This is a genomic window from Neptunomonas sp. XY-337 (assembly GCF_004959845.1).
GTDB lineage: Bacteria > Pseudomonadota > Gammaproteobacteria > Pseudomonadales > Balneatricaceae > Neptunomonas > Neptunomonas marina.
On the sequence record NZ_SPLL01000002.1, the window covers coordinates 585,592 to 604,258 of the forward strand.

Sequence of the window (18,667 nt, forward strand, 5' to 3'; positions counted from 1 at the left end):
TTCAATGAGTATCGACCTAACAGCTGCGAATGCCGCGGTTGCTGATAAGTCACCACAGGAGATCATTGCATGGGCAATCGCTCAGGCAGAGAACCCGGTAGTGACAACAAACTTTCGCCCGTATGAGTCAGTGATTCTGCACATGGCGGTTCAGGCGAAACCGGATATCCGCGTATTGTGGGTGGACTCGGGCTATAACACATCAGCCACGTACCGCTTTGCGGAGCAAGTGATCCAAGATCTGAACCTTAATGTTGAGGTTTATATCCCACGTGAAACCGCTGCGCGCCGTAACGTGTTGATGAAAGGTATTCCGGATATCGATGATCCACTGCACGAAGAGTTCACGCGCCAAGTGAAGTTGGAGCCGTTCCAGCGTGCGTTGGCCGAGATCAAGCCTGATGTCTGGCTGAATGCGATCCGTAAAGATCAAACAGAGTTCCGCCAATCATTAGAGATCGTGTCACAAAGTAAGGATGGCATCCTGAAAGTAGCGCCACTGTTTAACCTAACAGAGGCCGACCTTGACGCTTACCTTGCTGAGCACAACTTGCCAAACGAACACGATTACTTCGACCCAACCAAAGCGGTTGAAACGCGTGAGTGTGGTCTTCACACCCAGCTATAACCCGCGACTTGCCCCGCTTAGGCGATGTTTGCTTTTGCGGGGTGCCTCTCTTCCTGAGTTCCTGATGCCTGCATCAAATATCGTCTCTGCGCTCGGGTATCGCTATACTTAACGTTATTCCTATTCATCTGGGGCCGAGTCCGTGAATTATCTTCCTCTGTTTTTTGATCTAAAAGGCAAACATGCACTGGTTGTGGGCGGTGGCGATATCGCCTTGCGCAAGCTGCGTTTACTCAAGCGTGCCGGTGTGTTTGTGACAATTGTTGCGCATCATGTGTCTGATGAAGTGCGAGCCATGGCAACAGATCAGGAAGATCAAGTGATCGTGGGGGAATACCACAGCGCGCTCGTGGATGACAAAGTACTGGTGGTGGCCGCAACGAACGACAATGACCTCCATGAACGTATCCATTTTGATGCGGTGGAGCGCAATGTACCCGTTAATGTGGTGGATACACCAAAGCTGTGTACCTTTATCTTTCCGGCCATTGTGGATCGTTCGCCCATCGTAATTGGCATCTCTTCGGGTAGTGAATCACCCGTACTTGCGCGGATGCTGCGCGCGCGTTTAGAAACGCTTATCCCAGCGGGTTACAGCCGCCTAGGACAGTTAGTGGGGCGTTTTCGCAATGAGGTCAAAGCCCGCTTTGCAACCGTAAACGAGCGCCGCCGTTTTTGGGAGTCGGTACTGGAGGGGCAGATTGCAGAGAAAGTGTTCTCCGGTCGCGATGAAGAGGCAGAAGCCTTATTGCGTGAGAGCATCCAAGCGGCTGACCCAGAGCACCAGATTGGTGAGGTATATCTGGTGGGTGCAGGTCCGGGTGATCCAGAGTTGCTCACCTTTAAAGCCCTGCGCCTAATGCAGCAGGCTGATGTGGTCTTCTATGATCGCTTGGTATCACCTGAGGTACTAGAGATGTGCCGCCGCGATGCTGATCTGATCTACGTAGGCAAAAAGCGTGATGACCACGCCGTACCGCAAGAGGGCATCAATGCCTTGCTTGTGGAACACGCCAAGCTCGGCAAACGTGTTGTGCGCCTAAAAGGGGGCGACCCGTTCATCTTTGGCCGTGGTGGTGAAGAGCTAGAAGAGCTAAAAGCGCACGGCATACCGTTTCAGGTGGTGCCCGGCATTACTGCGGCTAGCGCGTGTTCTACCTATGCGGGTATTCCGCTTACCCACCGCAACTTCGCCCAGTCGGTTAAGTTTGTAACGGGCCAGCTAAAAAACCGTAAAGAAGCACTTAATTTTGACGAGCTGGTGCACCCCAACCAAACCGTGGTGTTCTACATGGGGCTGCACACGTTGCCTGATCTTGTTGAAGGTTTGACCTCCCACGGGAAACCGCAGCAAACACCTGTTGCCATCGTATCGCGTGGTACTGCGCCAGACCAAAAAGTACTGACCGGTACCTTGGAAACCATCGTGGCACAGCAGCAAGAGGCTCAACTACCAGCACCGGCGCTGGTGATTGTAGGTGAAGTGGTATCGTTGCAAGACAAACTGGCGTGGTTCGGTGATGCTGTTATCGAAGAGAACCAAGCACATGCGTTAAATATGGCTGCAAATCGTTTGCAGAAGTAGCGCTTGTTACCCAAAGAGCACGCCGATTGGCGTGCTCGATTTAGAGTTAACCCTCTCCCTCATTAACCGCTGACTCAATGCCTTTTGAGCGGCCTTTGCGCTGGTTCCAATGCTCCAACAGCGGCGGAACAATAAGTACCAGCAATGCGATGGCGACAATACTGGCCGACAGCGGCCGCTCCCACAAAAATGCGAAGCTGCCATCAGAGATCATTAGCGCACGGCTAAGGTTGTTCTCCATCAACCCACCCAAAATAAAGCCCAGCAGCATAGGGGCCATAGGGAATTCGAGTAGTTTAAGCCCAATGGCGATCACGGTAATTAGCACCATCATATGGATATCGAAGGTGTTAAAGCTGACCAGATAAACCCCAGTGATGGAGAAGAACAGGATCAGCGGTATCAGTATTGGGCGCGGAATCACGAGTAAGCGCGAAATGTAAGGGATGAGCGGCAAATTGAGAATCAGTAATACCAAGTTGCCGAAGTACATAGAGATAATGACCGACCAGAAAACATCGGGATTATCCACAAACAGACGCGGCCCCGGTTGAATACCGTAAGCGATCAGCGCACCGAGCATAATCGCTGTTGTGCCAGAACCCGGAATACCCAACGTCAGTAGCGGCACAAACGAACCGGTCGATGCTGCGTTGTTAGCAGACTCCGGTGCAGCTAAACCGCGCAGCGCACCTTTACCAAACTTGAGTTTCTCCTTCGCACTGGCAAGGTTGCGCTCAAAGCCATAGGCAAGGAATGACGCGATGGTCGCGCCCGCACCCGGCAGCACGCCGATTAAGAACCCAAATACAGAGGAGCGTGCCACAGTAGGGGCCACCTCCCGCACTTCGGTTTTACTTAGCTTCATACTACCAAGCTGGCTCATATCCATCTGCGCTTCTTCTTGCGCATGCTGGCCTTTGAGCACCGTCATAATCACTTCGGTGAGGGCGAAGGTCGCCATCGCCAGTAGCAAGAAGCTGATGCCATCAATAAGGTCTACGCTGCCGAACGTGAAGCGCGTGGTACCAGATGTCACATCAGTGCCCACGGTTGCGATCATCAAACCGAATGTTGTCATGATGAGGGCTTTAATCACTTGGCCCTTACCAGAGAAAGCCGCGACAGCGGTCAGCCCTAAAATCATCAACGCGAAGTAGTCACTTGATTGGAAGCTCAAAGAGACAGTGGCCAGCGCAGGTGCGGCAAACAGTAAGATGATGGCACCGATGGTACCGCCAGTGAACGAAGAGTACGCCGCCAGCGCGAGTGCCTTACCTGCTTGGTTTTGTTGTGCTAACGGGTAGCCATCAAAAGAGGTGACAACCGTACTCGCACAGCCCGGCGCGTTGATCAGAATAGAGGAGGTCGAGCCACCAAACACCGCGCCGTAGTAGACACCGGCCATTAAAATAATGCCCGAAGAGGGATCTAGCCCGTAAGTTACAGGGATCATCAGTGCGACTGCCGAGATCGGCCCAAGGCCCGGTAACATCCCGATAAAGGTCCCCGCGAAACAGCCAACAACGACCATCAGCAGATTAAAGGGCATCACCGCGGTGGTGAGGCCTGTCATAATACCGTCTAACATCGTTTAGCCTCCTAACCCAGCAAATAAGCGCCCGGGTGCCAAATAGATATCGAGCAATTGCGTCAAAATAAACCAGATCGCCACGGCAAAAGGGACCGACGCGATCAACAGCACCTTGATACGGCGCTCACCCAGTAGCCAGTACCCGCCGATTAAAAACAGTAGCGTAGCCAGCAGAAAACCGATCCAGTTCAGTGCCAGCGCGAAAGCAACAGTCAGCAGCAGCAACTTTGCGACCAGCAAAAAGTGGTAGCCAGATAACTGCAGTCGGTCATCCGGTTGTTTTGATGCGGTAATCAACAGCACCAAGGCCAGCGCCGCACCGATTATCGCCAGCGCATTGGGTAGCGATTGGGCATGGAACGGCTCGAACTCATCACCGGGTAGCAGGGGGATTTGGCGTGCGTAGTAGCCATAGGCGATGGAGAGCAGCAGAAAGATCAACCCGCCTATATGGTCTTTTGTCATTGTCATAAGGGAAGCTCCGAGCAGCAACGCGCTGCACAATCAAAAAGCAGGCTTTGCCCGACAGAGCGACAAAGCCTGGAAAGCGAGCGTGTAGATAGGCTTACGAGATAAGATCACGCTCGCGTTAGCACTACTTCAGAAATCCAAGCTCCTTCATTAAAGCGCCCACCTCTTGCTCCTGTGCCTCTAGGAATGAGACAAACTCAGCATCGGGTTTGAAAATCTCTGTCCAACCGTTGCGGGCACGCACCGCTTCCCACTCAGGTGTGTCGTACATCTTGGTGAGCGTATCGATAAACTCAGCTTTTTTGCTGTCTGCAAGGCCGGGCGCTGCAAAAAAACCACGCCAGTTAACAAAGCTTGCGTCGTAACCCAGCTCTTTTAGCGTCGGTACATCGGGCGCCGCTTCATTGCGTTCGGTTCCCGTCATTACCAGAATGCGCACTTCGCCAGCGTCAGCCAGTGCCAACGCTTCACTGAATCCCGTTGAGAGAAGCTGGGTTTCGCCAGAAAGTAACCCCGCCATCGCTTTACCACCGGCATCATACGCCACGTAGCGAACTTGGCGCGGCTCACCGCCGGCGGCTTTAAAGGCCATTGCTGCAACTAGGTGGTCCATGCTGCCGCGTGCCGAACCACCGGCAATTTTAATGGCGCGTGGGTTCTTGCGGTAATCTTCGACCACTTGGGTAAACGAGGTATAGGGCGAGTCTTTCTTCACCACGAAAGCGCCGTAATCACCAATGGTGGCAGCAACAGGCGTGAGATCACGAAACGACTGCGGAAACACCTTAGATAACGAGCGGATCACGATGGGCGTAGAGTTAACCATCAGCGTATCTTGTTTTTGGCTCGCCGTTTCAATCAGGTGGGCAATGGCTTTACCACCGCCGCCACCCGACATGTTTTCGTACGAGATAGTCTCCACAAGGCCTGATTTAGATAGCGCCTCGCCGGTACCACGGGCGGTTGAGTCCCAACCACCGCCAGCACCACCAGGAATCAGAAAGTGAACACTTTCCAATGCTTGCGCCGATAACGATACGCTAGAAATTGCCGCCGCTAGCACAGCACCGGCAAAGTGACCTTTAGATAGCTTGTTCAGAAACATAGTTAGCACCTCTTGTTTTTGTTTTATGGGGCTAGCTTAGAAGTGGGCGCTGATGGTGGGAATATTGTGGTTTTAATGGGATTTAAGGCCATAAAGAGCGTTTTGTTCATATTGTTCACGGGTAATGGCCGTCTGGGTTCGCTACTATTTAACGTAAACAAGGCGCTACCATGCTGATCGTGAAAGGCGTGTTATTAACAACAATAAAAGACACACATGCGTAAGTTACAAGCACTAAAACTCAAAACTCGTATGATCCTCGTACTCGGCATAATGACCGTTGTGCAAACGGGTGTCATAGGGCTGGTGGCCGTTTTAACGCTGCACCACTCACTAGATGAGCAAATTGGCCAGCGGGCATTGGATGTTGCCAAAACAATCGCAGCCATGCCCAATGTGCGCAGCGCTGTAGAACGGCGTGATTCCGACTATCTGGTCCCTTTGAGTTTGACGCTGGCGGAGCAAACCCAAGCACGTTTTATTGTGATTGGTGATCGTGATGGCGTGCGGCTGGCGCATCCACGCGCGGAGATGATCGGTTACTCGATGGCCGATGACGATGGTGATGACAACGCCCCCGCGCTGCGTTTTGGCCAAACCTACTTGGCGAAAGCGCAAGGGAGTATGGGGTGGTCGATGCGTGGCAAAGCTCCCATTTTTGATGAATATGGCGAGCAGGTGCTGGGCATTGTATCGGTGGGCTATCACCTTGATCAGGTGGCGCTAACAATCACCCGCTACAGCGTTACGCTAATTGTGGTGATTCTGCTCTCGTTTGGTGTGAGTGCCATGATCGCCATCTGGTTTGCGAACCACTTCAAACAAGCGATCTTTGGGCTAGAGCCCGAGCAGATCGGACGCCTCTTTAGCGAACAGCGCGCAACGCTTGAGTCGGTAAAAGAGGGGATCATCGCCATCAATGCAACCGGCCATATCACAACAATTAACCGCACCGCGGTGGTGGCGCTCGGCTTACCGGAAGCCCAGCCGCATGTTGGCCGCCCAATTGAAGAGGTTCTGCCAGACAGCGCAATGCTCGATGTATTGCAGTCTGGCGAGCCGCAGTTTGACCGCGAGGTGCGCCGGGGCGAGCGCATCATCATCGCCAACCGCATTCCGCTGCGCCAAGGTGATGAGATTACCGGTGTGGTATCAAGCTTTCGCCCCAAAGATGAACTGGCTGAGGTGAGTAAGAAACTGACTCGGATACAGCAGTATGCCGATTCGTTGCGCAGCCAATCCCACGAATACGCCAACAAACTGCACACCATTGCGGGGCTGATCCAAATTGGCGCCACAGACGAGGCACTCGCGCTGATTGGCCAAGAGACAAAAGCCCACCAAGCGCTGATTAAACTGCTGCTAAACGCCGTGCCCGATCCAGTGCTATCGGGCTGTTTGCTCGGTAAATATAACCGCGCCAAAGAGATGGGTTTGCTCCTAGAGATCGACCCAGAAAGCCACATGGCGGAGCTGCCCGCCAACATCCCCGCAGAGGACTTGGTCACTATTATCGGTAACTTACTTGATAATGCGCTAGAGGCCACGCTTGCGCACCAAGGCAAGGGCGGGCAAGTGTTCCTATCCATGACCGATGTTGGCAATGACCTTGTCTTTGAAGTTGAGGACCAAGGTGGCGGCGTTGCCGAGACCGAACACGAACGCATCTTTGAAAAGGGCGTTTCGAGCAAAGGCGAAACCGGACGCGGCTACGGGCTGCACCTTGTAAAAGGCATTTTAGAGGACCTAAACGGCACCATAATGCTAGAGCCTTCGCCGCAGGGCGCACGCTTTGTGGTTTACCTACCTAAACAGCTAGTAACCCCCGGCGAACCAGAGGACAGCAGAGATGGCTAATATCCGGGTTGTGATTGCAGAAGATGACCCGCAAATTGCGGAGATTCAAAAGCGTTTTTTAGAACGTGTTGAAGGCTTTGAGCTGGTGGGCATTGCCCACGGGTTAAAAGAGACACGCGACCTGATAGAGGTGTTCGCGCCTGAGCTACTGCTGCTGGATATCCAGTTCCCTGATGGCACTGGCCTAGAGTTACTGCGCGAGCTACGTGCGCAAAGCCGCAATATCGACGTTATCTTGATTACCGCAGCCAAAGAGGTAAAAACCCTAAAAGCCGCGCTGCAAAGCGGCATCTTCGATTACATCCTCAAACCCTTGGTGTATGAACGCCTTCAAGAAGCCCTGCTTAACTATCAGCAACACCTTGAAAAGCTAACCGCACTGAGCGCCCTTGATCAGCGCGAAGTAGACCGCCTGCTGCCCCGCAGCCATACCAACGAACCGCCGGTGGTATCTAACCGCTTGCCTAAAGGGATTGATGCCCTGACGCTAGAAAAAGTACAGCAGGTTTTTGCAGCCGAGACGGGTAGCTTAAACGCCGAAGAGGTCGGCGAGCGCATCGGCGCAGGCCGCACCACCGCGCGGCGCTATCTGGAATATCTTGTTGCTGAGCAGCAACTACTCGCCGAAGTCAGCTACGGCTCGGTAGGACGGCCTGAGCGGCGATACCATAGTAAGCAAGGCTAAGACGTGACACGGTGCATAAGGGCTTTGTAGTAATCACAACCTTCTTGCAATAGAAACCATGCAGAAGGTCTATTCGCTAAAACTTCCATTTATTTATCGCTTCAAAAAATATAACGCCCGCATCACGCGACGCCGAAGGCTATGATCTTCCCCCGAAAAAGTGGTGTCCACTTTTTCGGGGGAAGATCATTCCGTATAACGCTTCTTCATGTCGAGATCTCCATTTAGATCCTAGATTATCTGGAAATCTCATCGTCGTCATGGTGTTAAATTCGGGGGAAAGGTCAGTGCGAGAATAGGCAGGCCAATAAATCGATAAAACATCTTGCGGCACTTACCTCAAATGAAACATAACGCTTGATTCAGGTGTGCCGTTGGCGTCACCTGGAACCACTTGTTATGTGGCGGTTGCTACTTTAGTGGTTATAAAATTTATTAAACCACTTTTGCAATGAATCTTTGTGGTTTTTTTGCGCATTCTCAACAATTGAATTTGCATCAGAAATAGGCAGAAGGTTACAAGCAGATTTTAGCCAATTTATATAATCTTCGACTCTAGCACTTGGTTCATCATATTCGGGACTTTTGAAGTAATTGATACTATCCCAATCAATCATTGGCTCACTATCAAAAGTTAGAATTTGCAGAAACTCATCAAAGTTATTTGCCACAACATGGAACCCTCCCTCACTACCAAAAGCAATAATTGGCATTTCTGCAAGGTTAGACTCTCCATTTTTAACCCAAAATGCATATGTTGATCCAGTTCCATCTGCTAGAGAAAATTCATATATAGAATTTAGAAACTCTTCATTTCCTGAGTAGGTTTTAAGCCCAAATTTATCAGTTTGTAATGAAAGCTCAAACCCTTCGGAGAAACGCTCGCCTTTGGCAATATTTCTATCAAACTCTACCAATGAGAGAAACTTTTCGGGAAGGTTAAAATGATTAAAATATGTTTTTATATCTTCTTCCAAAAGCATGTTGTGCTCCTTGATTTGAAAGCTACATAACGTTCGTAACAGGGGCAATAAACGAACCCAAGTGAGTTTATTGCCCAAAGCCCGCAGGCCTGAACCTGCTTACGCTTGTTATGGATTTTGGTACCAAGCACTTGTTTTATACTTGTTATGAGCCGGACTTTAGATAAACGCCTACTTCTCTAAATTGAGATTTTAAATCCAACATTTGTATGTGAGCCAGTACTATTTGGAATAGATTAAACACTGCTGCTGCAAACATGCACCCAGCTACATAGCCAGACCACATTTGCTTCTCAGGCTGGTATAACGTGTTGAAAGATAACATAAAGAAAATAATACTAGAGAAACCTAATAGGTATTCATTGCAACTATATAGATACGAATTTGTCGAATAGTCATATTTGATTGTGACATTTCCGCCTGCTCGAGCTAACTTTAAGTGAAGAGAGTTACCTACAGTTTTATAAGACAAGTCATTCTTATCAAGTATTTGCTCTACTTTTTCCAACATTATCCAAGTCCTCCATGACCATTGATTTACCTGTACCACTCACACTTAGGTTATAAATCATACAACCGCTACTGCAAGATGTGCTTCAATAAGTACGAGGCTCATAACGCTCAGCTTTGGGGCTGGCTTGTAGCTGCAAAGCAGCGAAAAGACAGTCCCAGCCACGAAGTGGCGACAACAGCCGCTTGTTAAATATTCTTTTCATCCCTCAGGTTATGCGGCCACCTCAACCAGATTGATGCCATGCCACAGGAAAATAACAGCACACCCCACGGCCCACCAAACGCCGGCGTTCCAAAGTCTGTCGCCAATTCCGCAAGATTAAGGACGAAAGAGAAAAAGCCGTAGTTAAAAAATATAAGAAGCAAAGTCCCTCTAATTCCATTTCCGAGAACTAACTTTCTCAAATCAGAGTTAATGTCTTTCATAGATACCTCCTCCTGAGGATATTTAACGCCCCGCTAAACGGCGAGCGTTAGCGAGTCCGGTGGAGGCCACGCTTTTCGTGGCCGGATGATCTTCCCCCGAAAAAGTGGACACCACTTTCGCTTACGCCGTCATAGCTTCATATTCGACCGGACTCTGATAATTTAAACTGGAGTGCAATCGAATTCGATTATAAAAATGCTGGATGTAACCAGCCTGCTTATCCCTCAAATGCATCTCACCAAAGAAATTTCTCCCTTTGATGAACTCACCCTTTAGCGTATGGAAGAATGACTCCATTTCCGCATTATCTGTACAGCAGCCCGGCCGGTTTGTACTCGCATGCATACCGTGCCGATCTAACACCGCCTGGAACTCGTGAGCACGATACTCAACGCCCCGATCCGTATGGAAGATCAAACCCGGTGGCGGCTTCCTGTTCCAAATGGCCATCATCAGTGAGGACTTTGTTAACGCCACTGTTTTCCGTTTACCTAAAGACCAACCAACAGCCCGTCGCGAATACAGGTCTATCACAGCAGCCAAATACAGCCACTGCTTGCCTACCCGAATGTAGGTCAGATCAGCCGCCCAGTGTTGGTCCCTGCGCGCCGGCTTCGGAAGGTCTTTACGTAAATTATGTGAGCGCTGGTAAAAACGATGCAGCCCCACAACCTTCTTATAGACTCGAGAGACCCGGGCTTTTAGGCCATCCTCCCGCATCAACCGCTCTATCCGCTTCTTGCTCACAACGATGCCCTGTCGCTTGAGGGCATGATAAACACGCGGACTGCCGTATGTTTCACGGCTTTTACGAAAGATGTCTCGTATATACGCCAATAAGCGCCGATCTTGTTGCGCTCGTTTGCTCTGACTACGCCCGCACCAAGCATAAAAACCGCTGCGCGATACACCCAGAAACCGGCACAGCATGTTGACCTTATAAAGCCTTCTATAACGGTCTATGAACCTGAACTTTTCCGCTGTTCCTCCGCGAGAAATTGTTGCCACTTTTTTAGCAGATCATTCTCCATTTTCAGCTGCTGGACCTGCTTTTCCAGCTGACGAACTCGTTCGTTTTCACTGACTGTACGCGGTTTTTTAACCAGCTTTTACCGGTTGTCCGACACGATCTTTCCTTCTCGATATTCCTTTCGCCACCGAGACAACATGAAGGGGTGAATGCCGAGTGACTCCGCAACACCTTTCACGCTTGCCCCTTTTAAGTGACTCAGCTTAACAGCTTTAGCCTTGAACTCATTGCTGTAATGTCGCGTCTTCTTTGGATTTTTATGGGCTGGCACTGAACACCTCAACTCAATTAGTTTGAGGTGTCCACTAAACCGGGGGAACTACAGTATCTTGAGATATAGCACTTGTTAGGCAAAATTATCCACGATAAATAATTGCTTCATTTAATGCATCTATTACTTGATTTAAATACTCTTTTTGGTAAGTGCTTAAAGCTCGATTTTCACCTGAAGATGTTTTCAATATAACAGTATAAAGAGGTTTTTGCTTTGTCATGAAATATATCGAAAGACCAATAACAATCAAGCCTATAATAAATGACTGAGCAAAAAATAGAGAAAGACCAATCATAATGCCTATTACGCCAGGAGTGCGATTTGGTGATTTTCTATGAGGTTTAACTGATGTCACGTTACTCATTGCAAAAGTTTGACTATCAGTCAAAAACCTTGAGTTGGTTATTTTTACATCTTCATACTCAAAAAATACTTTCTCTTCCATAACTTCCTCTTTTCATAAAATTTAAAAACTACTAGTGTTGCATAAAATTCCGGTTGTGGCGCCATCGAGCAACATAGTAATTATTAAAGTGAACTAATTTTACCTTCTGATCTTTAAGCTGTTTTTTTAAGCCGCTGTTTTAAAAGGGCTTAAATCAGCACCACCAGCTTCAGAAAAATAAAGTGGCGAGTATTCGCCTTGCGAGGCTCGAAAAACGGCAGGAAAAATAGGTTGGCTATCCATACAGCATAATGGTGTTCTTTCTTATGGCCCAGCTTCCTGCTTTCAAGCAACACAATCGGTGCGTTTGCTTGCCACAACACTGCTAAAACAGTACTCGCTGATGTATACAATGGCAAGGCTTGAAAGGGGAGTCGTTGGTGCAAAGCCGCTGTGCTGCAATGGTCTTGCAGAGCTTACCTAGAAGCCAGTAGCGCAAGAGCGTCTGTGCGTCTATCTATGCCTTTCGTATGAAATATTTGTGTCACGCTTTATTCATATTTAAGCAATATTAGTTTCATAAGAAGCTTCGATAATTTCGTTCGAAATCTAATCGGAGTTTCGAACATGCAGCTTTCTACCCGCCAGCAGGCCATTCTTACATTGCTCAGAGAGCAGGGTGGGGTTTTGGCCAGCGGAGACCTTACCGACCACTTTGATGTATCTGTCCAAACCATTCGTAAAGATCTAAACGATCTTAGCGATATGGGGCTGGTAAAGCGTGTCCATGGCGGGATCACGCTGCCGGTACAAACCCATAATCTATCCTTTGCAAACCGTTGCGTTATCAACCTAAGAGCAAAACAGCGGATTGCCGAGCGCGTGGTTGCGCAGCTGCCAGAAGGGTGCAGCTTGTTTCTGGGCATTGGCACGACACCTCAGCAGGTGGCCGAGGCGATGTTAAACCACCCGGGTGCCACGGTAATCACCAACAACCTAAATGCGGCGCTGGCGTTGTGCCGGAATAGCCGTATTAGCACTTATCTATGTGGTGGCCGGTTGCGCCCATCCGATCAGGATTTAATGGGTGAAGATGCGACCGCCTACTTGCGCCGCTTTCAGGTTAACTTTGGTATTTTCGGTATTGGCGGCTTAAGCGCCGATGGGGCGCTGCTGGATTTCTCCCCGGAAGAGTCTCACATCTCCCAAGCGATTTTAGAGAACTGCGAGCAGCGCTTTCTGGTGGCGGATGCCAGCAAGTATCTGCGCAGTGCGCCGGTCAAAACAGGCCACCTAAACGATATTGATCGCCTCTTTGTTGATCAGCTACCCGCACCGTTCGAAGACCTATGCCTACGTCACGATATCGATGTGGTGGTATGTGCGGAGGCCGCGCTATGAGCTTTATCCAGATCAACCAGTTAGAGAAACACTGGCAAGGGAAGGCCGCGGTTGATGGCATCAGCTTTACCGCTAGCAAGGGTGAGTTTATTGCGCTGTTGGGCCCATCTGGGTGCGGTAAGTCCACCACCCTCAAGATGCTTGCTGGGCTAGAAAAGCCCGATGCTGGCCAGATCAAGATAGATGGCCACGATGTTACGCAGGCCGCGCCCGGTAAGCGCCAGCTATCCATGGTGTTTCAGTCTTATGCACTGTTTCCGCACCTTAGCGTAACCGAGAATATTTTGTTCGGGCTTAAAGCGCGCCGTGTGCCCAAAGATGAGCAACAACGCCGCTTGGCCTATGCGTTGGATTGTGTATCGCTAGTGGCGCAGGCAGATAAAAAGCCGGGGCAGCTTTCGGGCGGCCAATGCCAACGTGTGGCGCTGGCCCGCGCGATTGTGAGCCAAGCGCCGATCTGCTTAATGGATGAGCCGCTATCTAACCTTGATGCCCGTTTGCGCCACGAGATGCGCAGTGAGATTCGCCGCCTGCAACAACAGCTCAATCTCACGGTGATCTACGTCACCCATGACCAGATTGAAGCGATGAGCATGGCTGATCGGATTATTCTGCTCAACAACGGCAAGATCGAACAAATCGGCACGCCTAACCAGCTGTATAGCCAACCTGCTAGCCGCTTTGTGGCTGAGTTTATCGGCCAGCCGCCCATGAATCTCTTGGTGGGCGATGAGCACCTTGTTGGCGTGCGGCCCGAGCATATCAGTCTTGCAACCCAAGGGGTGGCTGCCCGCGCTGTGCATACAGAATATCAGGGCGCTGAAACCCGTGTAGAGGCGCGCCTAGAGACGCGCTTCCCCGGCCAAATGGTCAGCTTCACGCTGCCTGGGCATCAGGTGGTTAATGCGGATGAGCACCTAACACTGCAATGGCCTGCGGGCCAAGAGCACTACTTTTCCCACAAAACCGGCCAACGTTTGGCCAATCAAACTCCATTGTTAAATCCACATTCAAAGGATCTTGCACATGTTTACTAAGGGTAAAAAGTGGCTATTAGCTACTGGTTTCATTGCTTCAAGCTTCACGTCGATGGCGCACGCAGCAACCGAACTGACGATGTACTACCCCGTTGCGGTGGGTGGGCCACTCACTAAAGTGGTGGATGGCATGATTGCAGAGTTCGAGAAAAATAACCCCGATATCGATGTAAAAGCGATCTACGCTGGTAACTACAACGATGCACGTATCAAAGCGTTGGCAGCGCTAAAAAGTGGTAAGCCTGCGCAACTTTCTGTGATGTTCTCTATTGATGTGCATGAGCTGATGGATCTGGATGCAATCATCCCATTTGATGACGTTGTGGAAACAGAAGCAGACCGTAAGTGGCTACAAAGCTTCTATCCCGCGCTTATGGAGAATGGCCGCGTTGATGATAAAACGTGGGGCGTGCCGTTCCAGCGCTCGACTATCGTGATGTACTACAACAAAGATCTATTCCGCGCCGCTGGCCTAGATCCAGAGCAGCCACCCAAAACGTGGGATGAGCTTGCTGCAATGGGTAAGCAGCTAACGAAAAAAGATGCGTCGGGCAAAACGACACAGTGGGGCGCGATGATCCCATCCACAGGCTATCCATACTGGATGTTCGGTGCGCTGACCAAGCAAAACGGCGCGGTGTTGATGAATCAGGCAGGTAACGAAACCTACTTCAATCAGCCAGCGGTGGTTGAAGCGCTGCAATTTTGGCAAGCGCTCGGCAACGAGCACCAGATTATGCCTAAAGGCGCGATCGAGTGGGGAACACTACGCCAAAACTTCCTCGAGCAGAAAACCGCCATGATGTGGCACTCCACGGGTAACCTGACGGCGGTTAAGAAAAACGCCAACTTTGATTTTGGTGTCGCCATGCTGCCCGCCAAGCAATCTTTGGGTAGCCCAACAGGTGGCGGTAACTTCTACCTGTTTAAAGATTCCACTGCGCAAGAGCGCGAAGCGGCACTGAAACTGGTGAAGTTTATGACCTCTCCAGAGCAAGCTGCTAACTGGAGTATCGCCACCGGCTACATGGGCGTTAGCCAAGCCGCTTACGATACCCAAGCGCTGCAAGACTATGTGAAAACGTTCCCACCTGCGGCGGTTGCACGGGATCAGCTAGCGCACGCAACGGCTGAGCTATCCACCCACCAAGCGGGCCGTGTACGCAAGTTGTTAGATGATGCGATTCAAAGCGCATTAACTGGCAGCGCTAGCGCACAAGAGGCGTTGGATGGCGCTCAGAAAAAAGCTGATCGTATTCTGAAGCGTTACCGTTAGTTCTAAACCTATGCAGGGGCTGGGTAACCGGCCCCTGATCGAGTACCTGTTTTATGTCCAGACATTCTGTTCAAGCTTGGCTGCTGTTACTACCCGCACTGTGTTTGCTGATGGCCTTTACCTATTTCCCAACGGTGCAAACGGTATGGCGCAGTGTGTTTTCGCTGGGCACCCAGCCAAGTGATTTCACGCTCGAAAATTACCAGTTCATGATGGAAGACGATGTGCTGCATCAGGTCATTGTGAACACCGCACTGTACGCGCTGTTTACTGTGCCGCTGGCTATCGGTATCGCGCTGGTAATGGCGCTGTGGGTGAATAGCCAGATGAAAGGGCGTGGCTGGCTGCGCTTAGCGTATTTTACCCCCACGGTGCTACCGATGATCGCTGTGGCCAATATCTGGCTGTTTTTCTACAGCCCCGAGATCGGCTTGTTAAATCAACTATTGGGCCTGTTTGAACACCGTGGCTACAACTGGTTGGGCGATCCTGACTTGAGCCTGTATTGCTTGATGGTGATTACGGTTTGGAAAGAGGCAGGCTTTTTTATGATCTTCTATCTTGCCGCCCTGCAGAGCCTCAGCCCCGAGCTCTATCAAGCGGCGTCTATTGAGGGGGCAGGGCGCTGGACACAGTTTCGCCGTATCACCTTTCCGCTTCTGATGCCCACCACACTGTTTATTCTGGTGAACGCAGTGCTCAACGCGTTCAAGATGGTGGATCACCTCTTTATCTTGACGAAGGGCGGGCCAAACAACGCCAGCAACCTGCTGCTCTATTACATCTACGAAAACGCCTTCAGCTTTTTTGATACAGCCTATGCAGCCAGCTTAACGCTACTGCTATTGCTGGCACTGGTTGCGTTAGCACTGTTGCAGTTTGGTGTGTTTGAGCGCCGAACGCACTATCGATAGGAGACGCCAGCGATGAATAAACTGACGCATTCACTGAGCGCAGTGGCAGCATGGAGCCTTGGCCTCATCTGGATCTTGCCACTGCTATACGCCTTTTGGGCAGCCTTTCACCCAGCAGAGTTCGCAACCCGTTTCAGCTTGCTGGCACCACTGACGCTGGAACACTTCTATACCGCTTGGGAGCAAGCCCCGTTCGTGCGCTACATGATCAACACATTGGCGATCACGTTACTTATTTTAAGCTGCCAATTGGTGCTCTGTACCTTGGCCGGTTATGCCTTGGCGCGGTTACCCTTTTTTGGCCGTGGTGTGGTGTTTGGCCTGATTCTGCTGCAACTGATGGTTGTGCCAGAGATCTTGATTGTTGAGAACTACCAAACCCTTGCCAGTATTGGGGCAGTGGATACCTACCTTGGCGTGGCGCTGCCCTATCTTGCCAGTGCGTTTGGCATCTTTCTGCTGCGCCAAACGTTCAAGACTATTCCACAAGAGCTAGAAGATGCGGCTCGGCTTGAGGGCTGCTCCACCCTTGGGGTGATCTGGAAAGTGTATGTGCCGCTCGCCAAGCCGACCTATCTGGCGTTTGCGCTTGTGTCGATTAGTTACCACTGGAACAACTTTCTGTGGCCGTTGGTGATCACCAATACCAGCGCAAGCCGCCCGCTGACGGTGGGTATGGCGATCTTCGGGGCGCCTGAGTCGGGTGTTGATTGGTCGGTGATCTGTGCCGGAACACTCATCGCTGTTGGCCCGTTGCTGATCCTATTCTTGGTGTTTCAGCGCCAGTTTGTGCAGTCGTTTATGCGCGCGGGGATTAAGTAGATGCGAGTGGTTAGCTGGAATATTCAGGCCGCACTGGGGTGTGATGGCCGCAACTCAATGGCGGATATCCTCGCGTTATTACATGCGCAGAATGCGGATGTGATCTGTCTGCAAGAGGTGGCGCGGCACCTGCCAGAGCACGGCAATACCGATCAGCTCGACACTATTCGCCAATATTTCGCAGGGTTTACGCCCGTTTGGGCACCGGGGTTTAGCTGGCAGCACCCTGAGGGGTGCAGCGAATTTGGCAACCTGACGTTAGTGCGCAGCCCGCTGCTGGTGGATGCGCGCACGCACCTGTTACCGGCGCCAGTGAGCAGTGAACACCTGCAGATGCCGCGCACCGCAGCAGAGGTGGTCGTTACCAGTGCCAGTTTGATGCTGCGTATCTTTAATACCCATTTAGCCTTTCATTGTGCGCAGGAGCGGCGCGAGCAGCTGGCTTATCTGAGCGCGCAAAAAACACGTGCAGAGCAACAAGCTCTGCGCCGCGCGCCAGCAGGCAGCAAAGGCAGTTATCGACAGCCGCCATCACCTGCAGGTGTGCTGCTATGTGGCGATCTAAACCTCACCCCCGAAAGTGACGACTATCAGTTTTTGCTCGCACAGGGATGGTTGGATAGCTGGCATATCTGCCACGGTGATCAAACCCATGCACCCACCTGCGGGGTGTTTGATAAACACCAATGGCCAGAGGGGCCGCATTGCCGAGACTTTGGTTTGTTGAATCATGCGGCGGCGCTTTCTGTAGCGGATATTGGCGCGGAGCAAACCTGCGACGCCTCAGATCATCAGCCGCTTATCCTCGAATTTTATCCCTGATTTTGGACGCTTAAGGACTTTTCATGACTGCTGCAAACATTCAGCCAGTTGCTCAGCTACAAACTCCCATCCGTGTATTGTTTACCGATGTGGACGATACGCTAACTTGGCAGGGAACGCTGCCTGTAGATACTTTCATCGCCCTAGATCGCTTGCGCCGTGCAGGCATCAAAGTGATACCGGTAACGGGAGCCTGTGCCGGTTGGTGTGATTGCCTGATCCGCACGTGGCCGGTTGATACGGTGATTGGCGAGAACGGCGCCTTCTGGATGACACGTACCCCGCAGGGCAAGATCGAAACCCACTACCGTGAGCCTGAACAGCAAAGAGCACAAAATCAGCTGCGTTTTCAGCACGTGAGTGCTGCATTCCAACGCAGTTTTCCGCAGATCCCTGTAACGGGTGATCAAGCCTATCGTTTAACGGATATCGCATTTGATATTGGCCAAGAGATCAAGATTGAGCGTGAGACGGCGCTAGCAGCAACCCAGTGGTTAAGAGAGCAAGGCCTCCATGCGCGGCTCAGCTCAATTCACATCAACGCATGGTTGGGCAGCTACAGTAAGGCCGATACCGCGCAAGCGTGGTTAGATCTGCAGCCGGATATTGCGTTATCGGAGTGCGCGTTTATTGGTGATTCGCCCAATGATGAATCGATGTTCGCTAAGCTCACGCATACGGTGGGGGTTGCCAATATTACGCCTTTCTTACCAGAGCTATCAGTACCACCACGCTATTTGTGCTCCCAGCCGGGTGGGCACGGCTTTGCGGAGCTGGCTGAGCACTTAGTTGGGCTGTAAGTTGGACTGTAAGTTTGTAGCGTATCAACGAAAACAGGGCGCCAGTGGCGCCCTAAGA

General features: G+C 51.0%; 17 protein-coding genes and 1 pseudogene. 11 read left to right on the forward strand and 7 right to left on the reverse strand.

What is annotated here, in order from left to right; translation table 11 throughout:
* The first annotated feature begins 4 nt into the window (after positions 1–4).
* Positions 5–628, forward strand: a complete 624-nt coding sequence (locus E4L36_RS06400) for a phosphoadenosine phosphosulfate reductase family protein (RefSeq protein WP_127695707.1) — start codon at positions 5–7, stop codon at positions 626–628.
* Between the two features lie 142 nt (positions 629–770).
* Positions 771–2,213, forward strand: a complete 1,443-nt coding sequence (gene cysG, locus E4L36_RS06405; RefSeq protein ID WP_136679922.1) for a siroheme synthase CysG — start codon at positions 771–773, stop codon at positions 2,211–2,213.
* Positions 2,214–2,259: 46 nt separating this feature from the next.
* Here the strand turns inward: cysG and E4L36_RS06410 are convergent, their stop codons facing one another.
* The 3 genes from E4L36_RS06410 to E4L36_RS06420 form a co-directional block, all read right to left on the reverse strand.
* The gene (locus E4L36_RS06410; protein WP_136679923.1) at positions 2,260–3,804 is read right to left on the reverse strand and encodes a tripartite tricarboxylate transporter permease; all 1,545 of its coding nucleotides are present in this window, start codon (positions 3,802–3,804) and stop codon (positions 2,260–2,262) included.
* Between the two features lie 3 nt (positions 3,805–3,807).
* Entirely contained in the window at positions 3,808–4,278 is a 471-nt protein-coding gene (locus E4L36_RS06415) for a tripartite tricarboxylate transporter TctB family protein (protein WP_136679924.1), read from the reverse strand.
* A gap of 124 nt (positions 4,279–4,402) precedes the next feature.
* On the reverse strand, positions 4,403–5,383 hold the full coding sequence (locus E4L36_RS06420) for a tripartite tricarboxylate transporter substrate-binding protein (RefSeq protein WP_136679925.1): 981 nt from the start codon (positions 5,381–5,383) through the stop codon (positions 4,403–4,405).
* Between the two features lie 216 nt (positions 5,384–5,599).
* On the opposite strand from E4L36_RS06420, the gene E4L36_RS06425 reads away from it, so the two are divergent.
* Together E4L36_RS06425 and E4L36_RS06430 are read left to right on the forward strand one after the other, a co-directional pair.
* Positions 5,600–7,240, forward strand: coding sequence for a sensor histidine kinase (locus E4L36_RS06425; protein WP_136679926.1), 1,641 nt, complete (start codon positions 5,600–5,602; stop codon positions 7,238–7,240).
* Complete coding sequence (locus E4L36_RS06430; protein ID WP_136679927.1) at positions 7,233–7,925, forward strand: response regulator; 693 nt, start codon at positions 7,233–7,235, stop codon at positions 7,923–7,925. The genes E4L36_RS06425 and E4L36_RS06430 overlap by 8 nt, the downstream gene beginning before the upstream one ends.
* A 416-nt stretch (positions 7,926–8,341) precedes the next feature.
* Here E4L36_RS06430 and E4L36_RS06435 read toward each other — a convergent pair whose 3' ends face one another.
* The 4 genes and pseudogenes from E4L36_RS06435 to E4L36_RS06455 form a co-directional block, all read right to left on the reverse strand.
* Positions 8,342–8,908 (reverse strand): hypothetical protein, encoded by a 567-nt coding sequence (locus tag E4L36_RS06435; RefSeq protein WP_136679928.1) that lies wholly within the window; start codon positions 8,906–8,908, stop codon positions 8,342–8,344.
* Between the two features lie 699 nt (positions 8,909–9,607).
* On the reverse strand, positions 9,608–9,847 hold the full coding sequence (locus E4L36_RS06445) for a hypothetical protein (protein ID WP_136679930.1): 240 nt from the start codon (positions 9,845–9,847) through the stop codon (positions 9,608–9,610).
* A 121-nt stretch (positions 9,848–9,968) separates the two neighbouring features.
* A pseudogene (locus tag E4L36_RS06450) lies at positions 9,969–11,149 on the reverse strand (IS3 family transposase).
* A gap of 85 nt (positions 11,150–11,234) precedes the next feature.
* Positions 11,235–11,597 (reverse strand): DUF6232 family protein, encoded by a 363-nt coding sequence (locus E4L36_RS06455; RefSeq protein WP_136679931.1) that lies wholly within the window; start codon positions 11,595–11,597, stop codon positions 11,235–11,237.
* Positions 11,598–12,164: 567 nt separating this feature from the next.
* On the opposite strand from E4L36_RS06455, the gene E4L36_RS06460 reads away from it, so the two are divergent.
* The 7 genes from E4L36_RS06460 to E4L36_RS06490 are packed head-to-tail and all read left to right on the forward strand — an operon-like array spanning position 12,165 to position 18,609.
* Positions 12,165–12,938: a DeoR/GlpR family DNA-binding transcription regulator gene (locus E4L36_RS06460; protein ID WP_136679932.1), complete on the forward strand. Its 774-nt coding sequence runs from the start codon at positions 12,165–12,167 to the stop codon at positions 12,936–12,938.
* Entirely contained in the window at positions 12,935–13,975 is a 1,041-nt protein-coding gene (locus tag E4L36_RS06465) for an ABC transporter ATP-binding protein (RefSeq protein WP_127695729.1), read from the forward strand. Before E4L36_RS06460 ends, E4L36_RS06465 begins: the two co-directional genes overlap by 4 nt.
* Complete coding sequence (locus E4L36_RS06470; protein ID WP_136679933.1) at positions 13,965–15,251, forward strand: ABC transporter substrate-binding protein; 1,287 nt, start codon at positions 13,965–13,967, stop codon at positions 15,249–15,251. Before E4L36_RS06465 ends, E4L36_RS06470 begins: the two co-directional genes overlap by 11 nt.
* 53 nt (positions 15,252–15,304) lie before the next feature.
* A complete protein-coding gene (locus tag E4L36_RS06475) occupies positions 15,305–16,165 on the forward strand; it encodes a sugar ABC transporter permease (RefSeq protein WP_127695733.1) in 861 nt (286 codons plus the stop codon).
* A 12-nt stretch (positions 16,166–16,177) separates the two neighbouring features.
* Entirely contained in the window at positions 16,178–16,987 is an 810-nt protein-coding gene (locus E4L36_RS06480) for a carbohydrate ABC transporter permease (RefSeq protein WP_136679934.1), read from the forward strand.
* A complete protein-coding gene (locus E4L36_RS06485; protein WP_136679935.1) occupies positions 16,988–17,809 on the forward strand; it encodes an endonuclease/exonuclease/phosphatase family protein in 822 nt (273 codons plus the stop codon).
* A 23-nt stretch (positions 17,810–17,832) separates the two neighbouring features.
* Entirely contained in the window at positions 17,833–18,609 is a 777-nt protein-coding gene (locus E4L36_RS06490) for an HAD-IIB family hydrolase (RefSeq protein ID WP_136679936.1), read from the forward strand.
* Positions 18,610–18,667 lie beyond the last annotated feature (58 nt).

Excerpts from the sequence above, each read along its gene's own strand:
- E4L36_RS06400 (WP_127695707.1), top strand. The coding sequence starts at position 5 with ATGAGTATCGACCTAACAGCTGCGAATGCCGCGGTTGCTGATAAGTCA.
- E4L36_RS06410 (WP_136679923.1), bottom strand. The coding sequence starts at position 3,804 with ATGTTAGACGGTATTATGACAGGCCTCACCACCGCGGTGATGCCCTTT.
- E4L36_RS06415 (WP_136679924.1), bottom strand. The coding sequence starts at position 4,278 with ATGACAATGACAAAAGACCATATAGGCGGGTTGATCTTTCTGCTGCTC.
- E4L36_RS06420 (WP_136679925.1), bottom strand. The coding sequence starts at position 5,383 with ATGTTTCTGAACAAGCTATCTAAAGGTCACTTTGCCGGTGCTGTGCTA.
- E4L36_RS06425 (WP_136679926.1), top strand. The coding sequence starts at position 5,600 with ATGCGTAAGTTACAAGCACTAAAACTCAAAACTCGTATGATCCTCGTA.
- E4L36_RS06430 (WP_136679927.1), top strand. The coding sequence starts at position 7,233 with ATGGCTAATATCCGGGTTGTGATTGCAGAAGATGACCCGCAAATTGCG.
- E4L36_RS06435 (WP_136679928.1), bottom strand. The coding sequence starts at position 8,908 with ATGCTTTTGGAAGAAGATATAAAAACATATTTTAATCATTTTAACCTT.
- E4L36_RS06445 (WP_136679930.1), bottom strand. The coding sequence starts at position 9,847 with ATGAAAGACATTAACTCTGATTTGAGAAAGTTAGTTCTCGGAAATGGA.
- E4L36_RS06455 (WP_136679931.1), bottom strand. The coding sequence starts at position 11,597 with ATGGAAGAGAAAGTATTTTTTGAGTATGAAGATGTAAAAATAACCAAC.
- E4L36_RS06460 (WP_136679932.1), top strand. The coding sequence starts at position 12,165 with ATGCAGCTTTCTACCCGCCAGCAGGCCATTCTTACATTGCTCAGAGAG.
- E4L36_RS06465 (WP_127695729.1), top strand. The coding sequence starts at position 12,935 with ATGAGCTTTATCCAGATCAACCAGTTAGAGAAACACTGGCAAGGGAAG.
- E4L36_RS06470 (WP_136679933.1), top strand. The coding sequence starts at position 13,965 with ATGTTTACTAAGGGTAAAAAGTGGCTATTAGCTACTGGTTTCATTGCT.
- E4L36_RS06475 (WP_127695733.1), top strand. The coding sequence starts at position 15,305 with ATGTCCAGACATTCTGTTCAAGCTTGGCTGCTGTTACTACCCGCACTG.
- E4L36_RS06480 (WP_136679934.1), top strand. The coding sequence starts at position 16,178 with ATGAATAAACTGACGCATTCACTGAGCGCAGTGGCAGCATGGAGCCTT.
- E4L36_RS06485 (WP_136679935.1), top strand. The coding sequence starts at position 16,988 with ATGCGAGTGGTTAGCTGGAATATTCAGGCCGCACTGGGGTGTGATGGC.
- E4L36_RS06490 (WP_136679936.1), top strand. The coding sequence starts at position 17,833 with ATGACTGCTGCAAACATTCAGCCAGTTGCTCAGCTACAAACTCCCATC.